Annotated in this window: 12 protein-coding genes; 5 read left to right on the top strand and 7 right to left on the bottom strand. The window is 46.8% G+C overall.

Translation table 11 applies throughout. The annotated features are described in order from the left end of the window. Window positions 1–142 precede the first annotated feature (142 nt). Window positions 143–1,012: a formyltetrahydrofolate deformylase gene (gene purU / locus ACNI29_RS12640; RefSeq protein ID WP_419778731.1), complete on the top strand. Its 870-nt coding sequence runs from the start codon at window positions 143–145 to the stop codon at window positions 1,010–1,012. Between the two features lie 72 nt (window positions 1,013–1,084). On the opposite strand, the gene ACNI29_RS12635 is transcribed toward purU, so the two are convergent. Further along, window positions 1,085–2,665, bottom strand: coding sequence for a hypothetical protein (locus ACNI29_RS12635; RefSeq protein WP_419778730.1), 1,581 nt, complete (start codon window positions 2,663–2,665; stop codon window positions 1,085–1,087). A 275-nt stretch (window positions 2,666–2,940) separates the two neighbouring features. Here ACNI29_RS12635 and ACNI29_RS12630 point away from each other — a divergent pair, with 275 nt between their 5' ends. Next, entirely contained in the window at window positions 2,941–3,243 is a 303-nt protein-coding gene (locus tag ACNI29_RS12630; protein WP_419778729.1) for a zinc-ribbon domain-containing protein, read from the top strand. On the opposite strand, the gene ACNI29_RS12625 is transcribed toward ACNI29_RS12630, so the two are convergent. After that, complete coding sequence (locus ACNI29_RS12625; protein ID WP_419778728.1) at window positions 3,209–3,733, bottom strand: hypothetical protein; 525 nt, start codon at window positions 3,731–3,733, stop codon at window positions 3,209–3,211. The genes ACNI29_RS12630 and ACNI29_RS12625 overlap by 35 nt on opposite strands. A 519-nt stretch (window positions 3,734–4,252) precedes the next feature. On the opposite strand from ACNI29_RS12625, the gene ACNI29_RS12620 reads away from it, so the two are divergent. From ACNI29_RS12620 to ACNI29_RS12610, 3 genes are all read left to right on the top strand, one after another. Continuing rightward, window positions 4,253–4,933 (top strand): anaerobic ribonucleoside-triphosphate reductase activating protein, encoded by a 681-nt coding sequence (locus ACNI29_RS12620; RefSeq protein WP_419778727.1) that lies wholly within the window; start codon window positions 4,253–4,255, stop codon window positions 4,931–4,933. Further along, window positions 4,881–6,932 carry a ribonucleoside triphosphate reductase gene (locus ACNI29_RS12615; RefSeq protein WP_419778726.1) on the top strand — a complete coding sequence of 684 codons (2,052 nt, stop codon included), beginning with the start codon at window positions 4,881–4,883 and terminating at the stop codon, window positions 6,930–6,932. Before ACNI29_RS12620 ends, ACNI29_RS12615 begins: the two co-directional genes overlap by 53 nt. Before the next feature lie 197 nt (window positions 6,933–7,129). Beyond that, window positions 7,130–7,507 carry a response regulator gene (locus tag ACNI29_RS12610; protein ID WP_419778725.1) on the top strand — a complete coding sequence of 126 codons (378 nt, stop codon included), beginning with the start codon at window positions 7,130–7,132 and terminating at the stop codon, window positions 7,505–7,507. Between the two features lie 54 nt (window positions 7,508–7,561). On the opposite strand, the gene ACNI29_RS12605 is transcribed toward ACNI29_RS12610, so the two are convergent. The 5 genes from ACNI29_RS12605 to polA all read right to left on the bottom strand — a co-directional run bounded on the left by ACNI29_RS12605 (window position 7,562) and on the right by polA (window position 14,320). Then, the gene (locus ACNI29_RS12605) at window positions 7,562–8,413 is read right to left on the bottom strand and encodes a CheR family methyltransferase (RefSeq protein ID WP_419778724.1); all 852 of its coding nucleotides are present in this window, start codon (window positions 8,411–8,413) and stop codon (window positions 7,562–7,564) included. A gap of 8 nt (window positions 8,414–8,421) precedes the next feature. Continuing rightward, the gene (locus tag ACNI29_RS12600; protein WP_419778723.1) at window positions 8,422–9,696 is read right to left on the bottom strand and encodes an EAL and HDOD domain-containing protein; all 1,275 of its coding nucleotides are present in this window, start codon (window positions 9,694–9,696) and stop codon (window positions 8,422–8,424) included. 105 nt (window positions 9,697–9,801) lie between these two features. Further along, window positions 9,802–10,854 carry an N-acetyl-gamma-glutamyl-phosphate reductase gene (gene argC, locus ACNI29_RS12595; protein ID WP_419778722.1) on the bottom strand — a complete coding sequence of 351 codons (1,053 nt, stop codon included), beginning with the start codon at window positions 10,852–10,854 and terminating at the stop codon, window positions 9,802–9,804. Between the two features lie 120 nt (window positions 10,855–10,974). Beyond that, on the bottom strand, window positions 10,975–11,274 hold the full coding sequence (locus tag ACNI29_RS12590; protein ID WP_419778721.1) for a DUF1844 domain-containing protein: 300 nt from the start codon (window positions 11,272–11,274) through the stop codon (window positions 10,975–10,977). Window positions 11,275–11,671: 397 nt separating this feature from the next. Further along, window positions 11,672–14,320 (bottom strand): DNA polymerase I, encoded by a 2,649-nt coding sequence (polA, locus tag ACNI29_RS12585; protein ID WP_419778720.1) that lies wholly within the window; start codon window positions 14,318–14,320, stop codon window positions 11,672–11,674. Between the last annotated feature and the right edge of the window lie 22 nt (window positions 14,321–14,342).

Here is a 14,342-nt window from a genome sequence, read left to right as displayed (position 1 = left end):
TTTTCGAAATTTACTGATCATATTTCAAAAAAACCACCCTTACATATATTCCCTATACCTTCAACAGAGCTTGCCTGCCATGCATTCAGTTGGTAAAAGTATTCCCTTTTTTGGAACTAAATTTATTTTACCGAGACAAATAATGACATCATCAAGAGAATCAACAGCATATCTGACAGTATCCTGTAAAGACAGGCCCGGAATTGTTTCCGCAGTTTCCGGCTTCCTGTATTCAAAGAACGCCAACATCATTCATTCTGACCAGCATTCCAGTGATCCCGTAGGCGGTCGCTTTTTTCTGAGAATGAAATTTCACATGAACGGAATCGAAGAAGGCCTCGAAGAATTCAGGCAGGAATTCGCAGAAACAGTTGCTGCTAAATTTGATATGGATTGGCACATCAATCCTGCATGGATCAGGAAAAAGACTGCCATCCTTGTTTCCAAATTCGACCATGCCCTTATGGATCTACTCTGGAGAGCCAAACGAGATGAGCTGCACACCGAGATTACTATGGTTATCAGTAACCATGACGACCTGCGTGAAGCAGTTGAATCATTCGGTGTACCCTTCCATCATGTTCAGGTAGAAAAAGGCAAAAAAGACGAATCTGAAGATAAAATTCTTAAACTTATGGAAGGCAAAGCCGATCTGGTTATCCTTGCCCGCTACATGCAGATTCTGTCTCCGAAGCTGATTGATGCCTACCCTAACCGCATCATCAACATCCACCACTCCTTCCTACCCGCATTCGTAGGTGCAGACCCCTACCGCAGGGCTGGAGAGCGTGGCGTAAAGCTCATCGGAGCCACCGCCCACTACGTAACCGAAGAACTGGATCAGGGTCCCATCATCGAACAGGACGTTATCCGTGTTTCCCACCGTCACGATTACGAAGAGCTCAAAATCCTCGGGCGCGACATTGAACGTCAGGTGCTCAGCAGAGCCGTAAAATGGCATCTCACTGAAAGGGTACTCGTTGACGGCAATAAAACTGTCGTATTTATTTAATTGAATAAAACACAAGAAAAGCTCCCCATACTTAACAGCATGGGGAGCTTTTCTGTTTCTAAATATTGATGCTTACTTAGAAGCCGACAATTTCTTGGCTATCTGCTCATCGCTCTGCTCACCGATACCGAAACGCATGAACAGATCATTAAGTTTACCGCGAATATCTTTTGTGGCTTTGGCAACTGCCTGCAAGCTGATAAAAATCAGAAATTCGACCTTGTAATCGCCTTTTTCAAACAAACGCAAAATAGCGGTAGCCAGCTCTTTCTCAAGGGCCAGCAATCGCATTTCCTTGACCAGTTCCTGAGCAGTGCTGTGTTTGAAGATGAGCCAGTTCTCGTTTACGGAATCCTTAAGCCACAGACGAGACATACGGATACGGGTCATTCCGATTTCCTGCAGTCCCTGAACATCTTTGCTTAAAGCTCTTCTTCGCTTGAGCACCCGCAACTGCATCTTGCTTTCCTCTCCCTGCATTCTAACTTTCAGCAAGGAAGAAAATTTCACTTCAGTAAGATAGATAAACAGCTTATCGAGGGACTCGACATCAAACCTGCGCAGGTAAACGGTCAATACCTTTTCATCACGCTGGGTGAAATTTTTAAGACCCAGCAAAAATTCACGAACAACAATATCAAGCGTTATACTGACCCCGATAGCGCATGCACCGATCTGATCCTGCGCAAACTGCATCTGGCGGGCCATCTCAGCTTCTTCTTCAGCACTGTCAGCTGAATATGCATTCTGCCGCAGAGCTTCCATAGCATTATCGTAATCCTGCTTGAACTTTGCTGTTGCCGGATCAATACAGACAATGCGTGCAATACGTTCAACCACATCATTACCTACGGGTTCATCGTCATGCACAAGCACCCTGCTTTCCTGCAGGGAACTGTAAGTCATTTTTAAAATTCCAGCGGACTCTTCATCCATACCGACCTGCTCAAAGGCACTCTGAATGCGGGTCTTATCAATAGCCGGGATTTCTGCTGCAAATCGCTTGCTTACATCATCAAAAGGAAAACGCAGAATCAAATAACTTTTATCTCTGGTCAGAGTATAAGATTCATTGGAAATAATATCTTTGAGTGAAGTTTCCACTTCATGAGTTATGAACTTGTCTATGAGCGCCTGCCAGAAATTTTTATCCAGCTCGAATTCTTCAAGCAAACCGTTATATTTCTTGAGAGCAGGTTCGCCAAGGTGGCGCAGGGTTACTTCCTCAAAGTTATCTGAAATAAGACAGGAAGCATAAACGACACCCTGAACAGTCTTAATGAGCAGGGTCTCGGCATTGATAATGCGGGACCTGATATTATCGAGAGAAGACTTATCCTTTCCATCCTTGAGCTTGCTGAACCTACCGATCATGAGGATAAATTCACCGAGAATCTTCTTGATGAATTCATGTGCAGGCAAATCAATGGAGCGGTGACACAACAAGGCAATAATCCCACTCTGCTGCTTTTCCAACAGAGGAAATTCATTAATGCGGTTATTGTTATACTTGATAAACTCTAAAAAGACCTCCCGCTCAAGGACTTCACGCAGGGTACTGCGTTCCTTAAGCCGGCCCAGAACTTTCAAGTAAAAGTCAATCCGCTTATCTTTATCGGGAACCTGTGCGCCATCCCGGGACACTTCACTCATGAACTCTCCATCCAAATTTCATAATTATTTGCATAAAATGTCTCAATTCCGCCACAATAGTCAAGAAGTTATACAATTATATGCAACAATAATTCCCAAAGATAACGGTCAGAGCTACTGTCCGCTGCAACCAGACTGCATAAGGCAGAAAATTAGGGACTTATTACGTGGTATCGTTCTTGCTTAAATCCAACAAAATACTAAAATATTGACACAACAATACACCCAGTATTCTACTGGCAAAAGCCCATGAGACCACAAGGAACCATATAAAAATGATTACATGCAACAAATGCGGTAAAAAAAACAACGACGTGGCTAAACTATGCTCCAAGTGCGGCTACAAGCTTCAGTCCGGCCGTAAAAGACAGGAGAACGCCGCTGCCGAATGTGACCGCCGGGACATGTTCCATCTCAAACTGGAGAAGAACCAGCGTTTCACCAAACATGCCGAGGCATGGGTTTACGCCCTCTTCCTGCTGGGAGCCGTTGTTTTCTTCACGTACAATAAATTCTACTGGCCGCTTTATGCCCTGACCCCGGCTATTGCCCTTCTGGCTTGGTTTCGGAAGATTTAGCTGTCCTGTTCTGCAATTCCTTCAATGCATTCTCCTGATCCTCTTTAAGCAGATCAGGTATGGAACGCTCCCAGAACTGCGCTTCCTTATCAGCCTTCAATTCCTTATCCGACTTAGGAAAACAACATTTTATAACAGAGCGCTTGGTGCAGGAAGCCGGGAAATATTCAATAACCCCGCATTCATTCTCATCGATAAAATATTTTACACTACGCCTGAATTTTTTTTTGCGGGAAAGAATTGTAATCTCACTGTTATCAATCTTGCAAAAAAAGTCGGTATACTTGGCTCCATAAAAACCGGTATAGATATAAATATTCCCCCGCTTGGTGCCTACATAGCTGAACTCATGTGGATCTTTACACTGCGCACGGGCAAGGGCGTTTCGGGTAAGACACAAAGCCCGCTCCTCCTCCATGCTCCGCGCCTGTGCGGTAGAGGGGACATGGCTCAGGACAAACAATATAATGATAAGTAAAAAACTTCTCATGAAAAACCTCACATTGAAGGTAACATTATCTCATATAAACTTTTCGGCCGGAATCGAATTCCGCTTTAGTCACTCGGCATGATCCGCATCCTCGGGAAGATTTAAATTTTCAACTCAAAACAGCTTTCCAAAACAGACGCTGCCATGCTAAAAGAACTGATCATTTTGTGCAACCGCACAACCTTCCTTACTTTTTCCCACACCTTGTCAAAAAACGTTTTCAAGCTCACTGAACATTTTTTTTTCTAAACTTTATTTAGAAAAAATCCTGTTTTTCCGACCTCTTTTAAGGTTATGAACCTGTGGAAAACTTTTTATATTTTTCAACATTTCATGATAATCATAGATAAACGTCAAATATGACTATGTTACAACAAATTTTCATTCACCCCCCTGTACAAAACTCATCCCCTGAGTTAGTATTCTCTCCGAACTTAAGACAGCTCCCGAAGCACGGGGCTTGAGACTCAATCTAAGAAAAAAGCTCTCTAAAAATACTTAATCGAATAGATAAAAATCATGAACGAACTCTCTCAGGGATGGAACCATCTTCGCGGAATCGAACCGCTCAGCCTGTGTGACTGGCCCGGAATGACCAGTTGCGTATTCTTCCTTGGCGGATGCAACTTGCACTGCCCTACCTGCCACAATTTCGACATGGCCTGGAATATGGAACGGCTGCCACTCCTGAGTAGAGAAGATATGAGATCTTTCCTAAGGAACCGAGCAAAATGGCTTGACGGGGTCACTATCACTGGTGGCGAGCCTACAACGGTACCTAACCTCGGGGAAATTCTTTACGAAATCAGACAAGTATCCAATCTGCCCATAAAAATGGACAGCAACGGAATGCTTCCTGAAATTGTTGAAGATATTCTCCAGCAAGGATTAGCGGACAAATTCGCTATTGACGTAAAAGGACCGTATGAGAAGTACCCTGCCTTGACCGGGCAGGCCGTTACCGCCGAGGCAGCGCAGAAAAATCTTGAAAAGATTTTCAAGCTTGCCGAAGCCAACCCCAAAGCCTTCTATTTTCGTCTGACACAGGTTCCCATCGTGACAGACGAAGATGTCGAAACCGCCAAAGGATACCTTCCGGATGGCTTTGACCTGACCATCCAGAACTACATTCCTCCAAGGAGAGATCATGCCCACGCAGATAATGAAGCGAGACGGCCGGTTGGAGACCTGGTCGACTGAGCGCATTGCACAGGCCATTTTCAAAGCACTCAGCGCCAGCAGAATCAAAGACCCGCTCATGGCCAAACGTATGGCCAGAAAGGTGGAAGCCAAGCTCGAAGGAGTCGACATTCCTGAACAGGAACATGTTCAGAATATGGTCGAAGAAGTGCTGATGGATTCCCGGTTGCACTCAGTGGCCAAAAAATTCATCCTCTACCGCGACAGCCGCCGCAGACTCAGAAATCAGAAAGACGCCTATCTCGATATCAAAGAAACCATTGACGAGTACCTTGAAAAAAGTGACTGGCGTGTGGCTGAAAATGCCAACATGACCCATTCTTTTCAGGGTCTGATGCTCCATCTCTCCGGAACCATTCAGGCCCGCTACGCTCTTGAAAAATACCCTGAAGAAATCAGGCAGGCCCATGAGCACGGCTATTTCCATATCCATGATCTTTCATACGGCCTCGCCGGTTATTGTGCCGGGTGGTCATTGCGCGACCTGCTGCTGGAAGGCTTCAACCTTGAAGGCCGTTCCTGCGCCGGACCCGCAAGACATTTTGATGCCGTTCTCGGCCAGATGGTCAACTTTCTCGGCACACTGCAGAACGAATGGGCCGGAGCACAGGCTTTCAACAATGTTGATACCTATCTCGCACCGTTTATCCGCCATGACGGCCTCAGCTATGAAGAAGTGCGTCAGGCCATGCAGAAATTCGTGTTCAACCTGAACACAACCTCCAGATGGGGAGGCCAAAGCCCGTTCACCAACCTTTCCTTCGACCTTGTTCCTCCCAAACATATCGCAAAAGAAGCGGTAATCATCGGCGGAGAACTTCAGGATTCCACCTACGGTGAATATGCCGAGGAAATGGAAATGATCAACCGTTCCTTCCTTGAAGTCATGGTTAACGGGGATCAGCACAACCGTATATTCTCCTTCCCCATCCCTACATATAATGTAACCGAAGATTTTCCATGGGATTCCCAGATCGGTAAAACCCTACTCGACCTGACCGCCAAATACGGCGTTCCCTATTTCCAGAATTTCATTAATTCCGACCTGAACCCCGAAGACGTGCGCTCTATGTGCTGTCGTCTGCAGATGGACCTGCGCGAACTGCGCAACAAAGTCGGCGGCCTGTTCGGTGCCGGAGACCTCACCGGATCAATCGGCGTTGTAACCCTGAACCTGCCTAAGCTGGCTTATCTGGCACAGGGAGAAGAAGACTTCCTCGATCTCATTGAAGAGTATGCCATACAAGCCAAAAACTCGCTTGAATTCAAACGCAAACTGATCCAGACAAATCTTGATAACGGAATGTTCCCATGGTCCAGCCGTTACCTTAAAAACGGCTACAAAGGCCATTTCTCCACCATAGGCCTACTCGGCGGACACGAAGCCTGCCTGAACCTTTTGGGCAAAGGCATTGAAACGCCCTCCGGAATCCGTCTGATGACCCGGGTGCTCAACCATCTGCGAGATCTCACCTCACAATTTCAGGAAGAAACAGGCAGCCTCTACAATCTTGAGGCCACCCCTGCTGAAGGAACCAGCTACCGCCTGGCCAAGATCGACAAAACACTTTATGCCGACATCCAGACTTCCGGTAACGGAACCCCGTACTACACCAACTCCACCACCCTGCCGGTGGGAGTTTCCGAAGACGTGGTTCTGGCTTTATCCCATCAGGATAAGCTCCAGCCCCTGTACACCGGCGGTTCTGTATTCCACACATTTCTCGGGGAATCCACGACCGATCTTGATGCACTGAAAAGCTTCATTGTTAAAGCTTTCCGCAACACCAAAATCCCGTACCTCTCCATTACTCCGACGTTCTCCATCTGCAAAGAACATGGATATATTCGCGGCGAGCATCACAGCTGCCCGGAATGCGGAGCGGACTCAGAAGTATACACCCGTATTGTTGGCTACTACCGTCCGGTGAAACAATGGAACGAAGGTAAGAAAGCAGAATACAAAGACCGACAGGTATACAACACTTTCTGCTGCTAACCAGAAAGATCTATGAATGCAAAAAAGGGAAGTTTCCAGAAACTTCCCTTTTTTATTTCAACGCTAACTAAACTTTACGTTCATTTTCGTTGCCAATAAAAATACATTGCATTATGCTTAATTATGAAAATTAGATATATCTGAGGTTGATTTCATTCAATTTCATGTTCCAACAAGCATCATGAGATGGAGAATATATGCGAATTCTGGTTGTTGATGATGAACAGATGGTCAGGGAGAACCTCGTCGACTATCTTGAAGACGAAGGTTTGGATGTAATCTCGGTTGGAAGTGCTGAGGAAGCCCTCACGCTGATGAAGACTGAGAATGCAGACATAGCCATTGTAGATATGCGTCTTCCAGTCATGCACGGCAATGATCTCATCATCCACCTCAAGGAATTGCACCCGGACATGGACTTTATCATCCACACAGGCTCAGTTGACTATGCTGTCCCGCCGGATGTCCGTGCTTACGGAATATCATCCGACAATGTACTACTCAAACCCGTGGCAGATATGGACATGTTCATCCAGAAAATCAAAACTCTATTCGGAACCAAATACGATATCTAAATAATATAGAACAAAGCTGACCAAACCGCCAACATCCATAAAGGATTAGGCGGTTTATTTTTTTTCGAGCATCTTGCGGTAGAGGATTACCGCTCCGGCATGTTCTGTCTCATAACGATCCGTATGTCCGGCCAGCGTTTCAGTTGATCCAAGCATCAGATAACCTTTGTTCGGCAGCAGGTCATGAATACGGTGCACTATGTCAATCTTGGTGTCATCATCAAAATAAATCAGCACATTGCGGCACATGACAAAATCAAATTGCCCCAAAGGACGAAAGGTATTGAGCAGGTTAAATTTCTTAAAAGTGACCATGGACTTCACAGAAGGATGAAGCTGCCACCCGTTACCGCTCTTTTCAAAATACCTCTCATATCCCGGGGGTAATCCCCTTGATTTTTCATGATTAGTAAAAAAACCTTTTTTAGCCTTCTCGATGACGGCCCCGGATATATCCGTAGCCAGAATAGAAAAATCATCTGGCCGTACTTTGCCACTGGCAACCGTACGTGACCATTCATGGATCAACATAGCAAGAGAATACGGTTCCTGCCCAGTTGAGGAGGCCGCGCACCATATCTTTATCTTGCTGCCAAATTTCCTATCCTTAAGAACCTCGGGCAGAATCTTGTTCCGAATAGAAGTAAAGGGATGATTGTCTCGAAAAAAACTGGTTTCATGAGTGCTGATCGCTGAGACAGCCTCTTCCTTAAACTGCTCGTCCCCGGAAATAAGCAGTTGGTAAAAATCCCTCCACGAACGACAGTTCCGGGAATGATAAAGAGCCTTAAAACGATGCTGAATCAGATATTCCTTGCCATCGGAAATGGTTAAACCACACAAGCGATAAATCTGCTTACGCAAAAGCTCAAAATCATTTTTGTCCAGCTGAATATCCTTGCTCACAACATGACCTATTCTGCTTCAGGGTTTCCGGTCGATCTGTTCATCAAAACAATTTCATTAGCCCACTGCATGGCGGCAAGGTGATTACGGGCCACACAAAGAGAGCTGATACCATTGTGCTCAACCAGCCAACTCAACTTATCCCAATCCGCCTTTTCCAATGCCTGCACGACATCAAGAAAAACGGCGGACTTGCTTTCTTTATCAGTAAGAGCAGCTATAAGCTCTTTGTCCACCGGAAGCTCAGACATAAGCTCTCCCATAGGCCTGCCCAGAAAAACATCAAGCAAAGAAAAAAGCCCCAGCATGAACATGGATTCAGAAGAAAGCGGGCACGCATCCATTTCCCGTGAAAGCAACTCCAGAAACTTGGCCCGTTTAATGGAGATAAAGGCCAGTTCATCGCCGGTAGGTCCTGTGCTCATGTCTGAAAGAAGAATCATACGCAACCAACCGGCAAGCTTCCTATAGCCGATCAAAGCAATGGCCTGCTGAATAGAATTAATCTTGTTGGGTAAACCGAAGGTGGGTGAATTCATGAATTTAAGCAAACGGTAACTGACCGACACATCAGAGTTGATGGCACTGGTCAGATCTTCAACATCAAAATCATCACCACAGATTGAGCCAAGCAGACGCATTCGGTTAATATTGCTGCTGGAAATCTTTTTGCCGAGAATAATTTCCGGGCGGCTGAAGAAAAACCCCTGAAACAATTCAAAACCAAGCTCTCGGCAAAGATTGAACATTTCATCATCTTCGACCTTCTCAGCCAGCATTTGCACATCCAGCTTACTAAGGTACTGCGCAATCTCCACCAGCTTGTCAGAATCAATATCCAGACAGTCAACTTTCACAATATCGGCCAGTTCAACAAAAGGCTCAAACCCTTCCTGACCTATATAATCATCAAGAGCCAGAATATATCCATCACCCTTCAGGTCAGCGAGGACTTGCAAAATACCCTGTTCCGGCTGCACATGTTCCAGAATCTCGATGACGCACACGTCAGGAGGCAGAAAATCAGCTGCACCTGCCAGCAACATATTCCGGGGGAAGTTGACCAGCAGACGCTGGCCTTCTTCAATGTCTTCCTGAATCAAACCGAAGCCGTCAGCAATAACCTGTGAAGTTGCTTCATCTTCGTTTCCGACATCAGCAAAATTATTCCCGCCAGAATTGCGGAAAAGCAACTCATATCCCCAGATATTTTTATCTGCATCGAAAACAGGCTGCCTAGCCACAAAAAAAGAATCCAGAAATAAATCACTACCTTCGGTCATAGCAGAAATCACCCCAAAATAACATTTTAATTCCAATTACAACTATGAAAAAGCATAACTTAACACAAAGCGAATCTCAATGAGCAACTGTAGTTAAGTCCCCGATTAAGGCATCATAGGAGCAAGTGAAAGCCCTTCGGTCTCATCAAAACCGAGCATAAGGTTGGCGTTTGCCACAGCCTGACCTGAAGCACCACGACAGAGATTGTCTATGGCGGAGAGAACGATCAGACGCCCGGTGCGCTCGTCAGGAACAACCGCCACATCGCAGAAAATGGTTCCACGAACCCAACGGGTTTCCGGTAGTTGACCTTCGGGCAGAAAACGGACCATCTTCTCATTTCCGTAAGCCTTTTCATAGGCAGCACGTACATCCGCGGCAGTCACACCCGGCTTAAGCTTGGTGTAGATTGTAGAAAGAATACCGCGATCAATGGGCAGCAGATGGGTATTAAAAGAGACAGTCATGGCTTCGCCGGAAGCAACAGCCAGTTCCTGCTCAATCTCCGGGGTGTGACGGTGAGTGGTCAGACCGTAAGCACGGAAGGAATCCGCAACTTCGCAGAAAAGAGTTCCCACATTTGCGCCACGCCCCGCACCGCTGGTTCCCGATTTGGAATCAATTACGATATCCTCGGTCTCGACCAGACCTTCACGCAGGGCGGGAGTCAGACCGACAATAACCGAAGTGGGATAACATCCGGGGTTGGCAACGATTTTGGCCCCTTTAACCTGTTCGCGATAAAACTCAGGCAGACCGTAAACAGCTTCGGACAGCAGGTCTTCACGGGTATGGTCAACTTTGTACCACTCTTCATAGGTTTCGCGATCACGAATCCTGAAGTCGGCACTTAAATCAACAACTTTAATACCTTTATCGTAAAGCTGTCCGCCGATATTCATAGCGGTTTTGTGCGGAACAGCCAAAAAGACCAGATCACAGGCTTCGGCCAGATCTTCAACATCAGGAGCGGTGATTTCAAGTTCACCCAGTTCCATGCAATTCAAAAAAGGATAAATGTCTTTCAGCTTTTTCCCGGCCTCGGCACGGGAGGTGACACGGACAAGCTTCATCCCGCTATGATTACTCAGGATACGGGTAAGTTCTATCCCGGTATATCCGGTTACTCCGACAAGTCCGACAGCTACAGCATTCATAATTATCCGTCCTTAAATAAATTGATATTGAATTGAAGGCGCAGGTATGCGCTCTCTGAAAAAGATCAGTAAAAAAGTCCCTGGAATCAGGTAAAAAGAAATGAAAAAGGAAGTTTGCTATTACTTGGTTTTCTGCACGTACTTCATACGCAGATTATAAAGCAATTCACAGAGAAGTCGTTCCTCGTCCTCAGTCATGCCATTCTTGATTTTATCTTCAATCACAGCCAGCACATCAATAGACTGCTTTGCAAGCACCGGGGAAAAATCAATTTTTCCAGTGGAAGGGTCAGCAACTTCGCCAAGATGGACCATGGCGGAAGAACTCATGGACATGACAAATGAAGAAAAATTAACCTCAGGGATAGGCATATCCTTGGCATATTCGCTGCCACAACCGCATTTTTTATCGTCAGACATAATTAAACTCCTTTAATAATCTGAGGGAGTTTAAAAATATTACCGCTAAGATTCAAGTTTTTTATTGCCTCCGGCGGACTCTCGTCGAATCAACCGACCGGCCCTCCGGGGGCGCTTTCAGCGGGACCAGATAAACTTTTGGAAAAGTTTATCTGGACTCTTCAATACTTTTTATCGAGGCTTCGCCGTTCGCATCAAAATTTGTGCAAAAAATCAGCCCACAATATCTCACAAGGTATTGTGGGCTTTATTTATGTTTCAATTTTAAAAATTTGTCTGCGAAGCATAACTAAAACGTCTTTTGGGAAGAGGGGATGGGGTCTGGAGAAGGGGAGAAACCCTTTTGGGCGTTAGCAAAAGGGTTTTTCCCCTTCCCCAGCCGCCGGAGGCATCAAATCTAATGAGCCTGTGCCCAGTTTCGGCCTAAGCCAAGATCTACTTTCAGGGGAACTGCGAGGGTTGCGACAGTCTGCATATCCTGCTGAAGAAGTTTACCGATTTCCTCGATATTTTCTTCAGGACCTTCGACGAGAAGTTCATCGTGAATCTGCAGGATCAACCTGCCGCCGAGATGTTTGATTTCGGCATTCTCAGCAACCTTGATCATGGCCATCTTGATAATATCGGCAGCACTCCCTTGAATTACGGTATTGATTGCCTGCCTGCGGGCCTGTGAAATAACCTGCGGGCTGGTGGAATGCAGTTCAGGCAGTAGACGGCGGCGACCTGAAAGAGTGGTCACGAAACCATGCTCCTTACCCTGCTCCACTACGGAATCATAAAACTCTTTGAGCACATCCAGTTTTTCAAAATACTTGACGATGAATTCCTTGGCCTCGTTGATCTTGATACCCAGCTCACGGGAAAGCTTCTGCGGTCCCATGCCGTAGATCAAACCGAAGTTAATGGTCTTGGCATTACGCCTTTCATCGGAAGTTACTTCTGCCGGATCGCAATCAAAAAGCAGCGCCGCGGTGCGGGAGTGAATATCCTCATCCTGTTCGAAAGCGGAGACAAGAGCCGGATCACCGGAAAAATGAGCCAGCACGCGCAGCTCAACCTGTGAATAGTCAGCTGCGGCAAGGCGTAAACCTTCCCCGGCAGTAAAACAGGCGCGCATACGCTTGCCCTGATCCCCGCGAATGGGAATATTCTGCAGGTTCGGTCCGGAACTGGAAAGACGCCCGGTTGCGGTTGCCAGCTGGTTGAAATTTGTATGAATGCGTCCATCTGCCCCGACGAGCTTAGGCAGCGGCTCAAGGTACGTGGAACGCAGCTTTTCCATCTTCCGGTATTCCAGAATATCGGTGATTATTTCATGCTGCCCGGTAAGCTTCTCAAGCACGGAGTTGGCGGTGGAAAGAGCCCCTTTGGGAGTCTTGCCGCCGGGCTTAAGACCTAGAGAGTCAAAAAGAACTGTTGCCATCTGCTGGCTGGAACGAATGTTAAAAGACTCCCCGGCCCGTTCATGGATCACGCGGGTAAGTTCGTCGATACGCTCGCTCACCTCGGTGAGAAAATCAGCAAACGCGGCAAGATCAATGCTGATTCCGGCTTCTTCCATCTCAGCCAAGACTGGAATGAGAGGTGTTTCCAGCTTACCGATCAGATCATCAAGACCTGCAGACTTAACACGCGGCCCCAGCACATGCATAAGCGCAAGCGCAGCAAGCCCCTGAGCATCAGGATGCACTTCATCAATGGCATCGGGCAGTTCATCAGCAGTAAAAAGCATTGCCCGCAAACGGTCCCAGGCGTAATTGCGCTCTTCGGGATTGAGCAGGTAAGCAGCAAGACTCAAATCAAACCAGCGGGAAAGCGGCACATCAGCCCATGCCTGATCGGCACGCAAAAAAGATTTAACATCTGCAACGGCGATGGTTTTAGCTCCCTGCAAAGCTTCGACCAATTCAGCCGCAGAAACTTTACACATCCATTCCTGACCTTCGAGACCGACAAAAAAAACTTTGCCCTCACGAACCAGCCCGACTTCCCTGCCTGCAAAATCAGGAAGCTCAGAAACTTCTGATGCTTTGTTCAGCTCAAGACGATTTTCCGGGCCGGACGGAGCCGGAGCTTCCTCACCGAACAAGGAAAGCTGACCACCGGAAGCAGCCTTCTTGGGCTTGACTGCCGGGATCGGAACTACTCCTTCTGCTGCGGGGAAAAGAGCTTTCACATCACGCACGAGGGAACGGAATTCATAATCAGTCATGAACTGCGCCGCACGTTCAGAATCAACCGGACGAAGTTTGCATTTAGCCAGATCACATTCAGGGCAGCTGTCCAAACGCATTCGGGTCAGTTCGCGGTAAACAAAAATATTTTCCAGCTCATCCTTCATTTTTTTCTGGATGGCCGGCTTAAGATTATCGTAATTGTCGCGGATGTCTTCAAGGGTCGGATATTCCGCCATAATCTTAGTGGCAGTAACCTTACCCACACCAGGAACACCGGGAATGTTATCGGCAGAGTCACCAACTAGAGCCTGGAAATCAGCCCACTGTTCCGGTTCCAATTTGGTATCTTCACGGAAATCAGCCAGAGAAGTGATCTTCTCCTTACGACCTGCCGGGTCCCACATGAAAACATTTTCATCAAGGCACTGCTTGAGATCTTTGTCCGCGCCAAGAATTACCACTGGGCGTTCGGACTTGTAGCGGGCTGCCAAAGAAGCGATACAATCGTCCGCCTCTTCGCCACTGGAAACGATGAGGGGAACACCGATTACATTGAGAGCTTCCTTAAGCGGTTCAATCTGCGAACGCAGGTCCTCAGGCATGGGCGGGCGTTGGGCCTTGTACTGGTCATAAAGCTCGTGCCGGAAGTTCTTTCCTTTACCGTCGAGCATGAAAACCAGATACTTTGGCTTTTCCTCTTTGATGACCTTGAGCAGAACCCTAAGAACAAAAAACAGTGCGTTGGTTGGAGTCCCGTCGGAACGTTTCAGGTCCGGGTAGGCGTGGAAACCACGGTAAAAAAATGCTGAACCGTCAATCAGGTACAGGGGATCGCCATCAAAACTAATTGTATCTTTGAGTGCCATTATATGCCTTCGGGTTCAAACC

The organism is Maridesulfovibrio spiralis (SeqCode), from assembly GCF_048571135.1.
Classification (GTDB): domain Bacteria; phylum Desulfobacterota; class Desulfovibrionia; order Desulfovibrionales; family Desulfovibrionaceae; genus Maridesulfovibrio; species Maridesulfovibrio spiralis.
Note: the sequence above shows the minus strand (reverse complement) of the source record. Positions and strands in the feature narration are given on the sequence as shown.

Bases quoted from the DNA above. Each gene is read 5' to 3' on its own strand.
- ACNI29_RS12630 (WP_419778729.1), top strand. From the start codon at position 2,941: ATGATTACATGCAACAAATGCGGTAAAAAAAACAACGACGTGGCTAAA.
- ACNI29_RS12635 (WP_419778730.1), bottom strand. From the start codon at position 2,665: ATGAGTGAAGTGTCCCGGGATGGCGCACAGGTTCCCGATAAAGATAAG.
- ACNI29_RS12590 (WP_419778721.1), bottom strand. From the start codon at position 11,274: ATGTCTGACGATAAAAAATGCGGTTGTGGCAGCGAATATGCCAAGGAT.
- ACNI29_RS12615 (WP_419778726.1), top strand. From the start codon at position 4,881: ATGCCCACGCAGATAATGAAGCGAGACGGCCGGTTGGAGACCTGGTCG.
- ACNI29_RS12600 (WP_419778723.1), bottom strand. From the start codon at position 9,696: ATGACCGAAGGTAGTGATTTATTTCTGGATTCTTTTTTTGTGGCTAGG.
- purU (WP_419778731.1), top strand. From the start codon at position 143: ATGACATCATCAAGAGAATCAACAGCATATCTGACAGTATCCTGTAAA.
- ACNI29_RS12620 (WP_419778727.1), top strand. From the start codon at position 4,253: ATGAACGAACTCTCTCAGGGATGGAACCATCTTCGCGGAATCGAACCG.
- argC (WP_419778722.1), bottom strand. From the start codon at position 10,854: ATGAATGCTGTAGCTGTCGGACTTGTCGGAGTAACCGGATATACCGGG.
- ACNI29_RS12610 (WP_419778725.1), top strand. From the start codon at position 7,130: ATGCGAATTCTGGTTGTTGATGATGAACAGATGGTCAGGGAGAACCTC.
- polA (WP_419778720.1), bottom strand. From the start codon at position 14,320: ATGGCACTCAAAGATACAATTAGTTTTGATGGCGATCCCCTGTACCTG.
- ACNI29_RS12625 (WP_419778728.1), bottom strand. From the start codon at position 3,733: ATGAGAAGTTTTTTACTTATCATTATATTGTTTGTCCTGAGCCATGTC.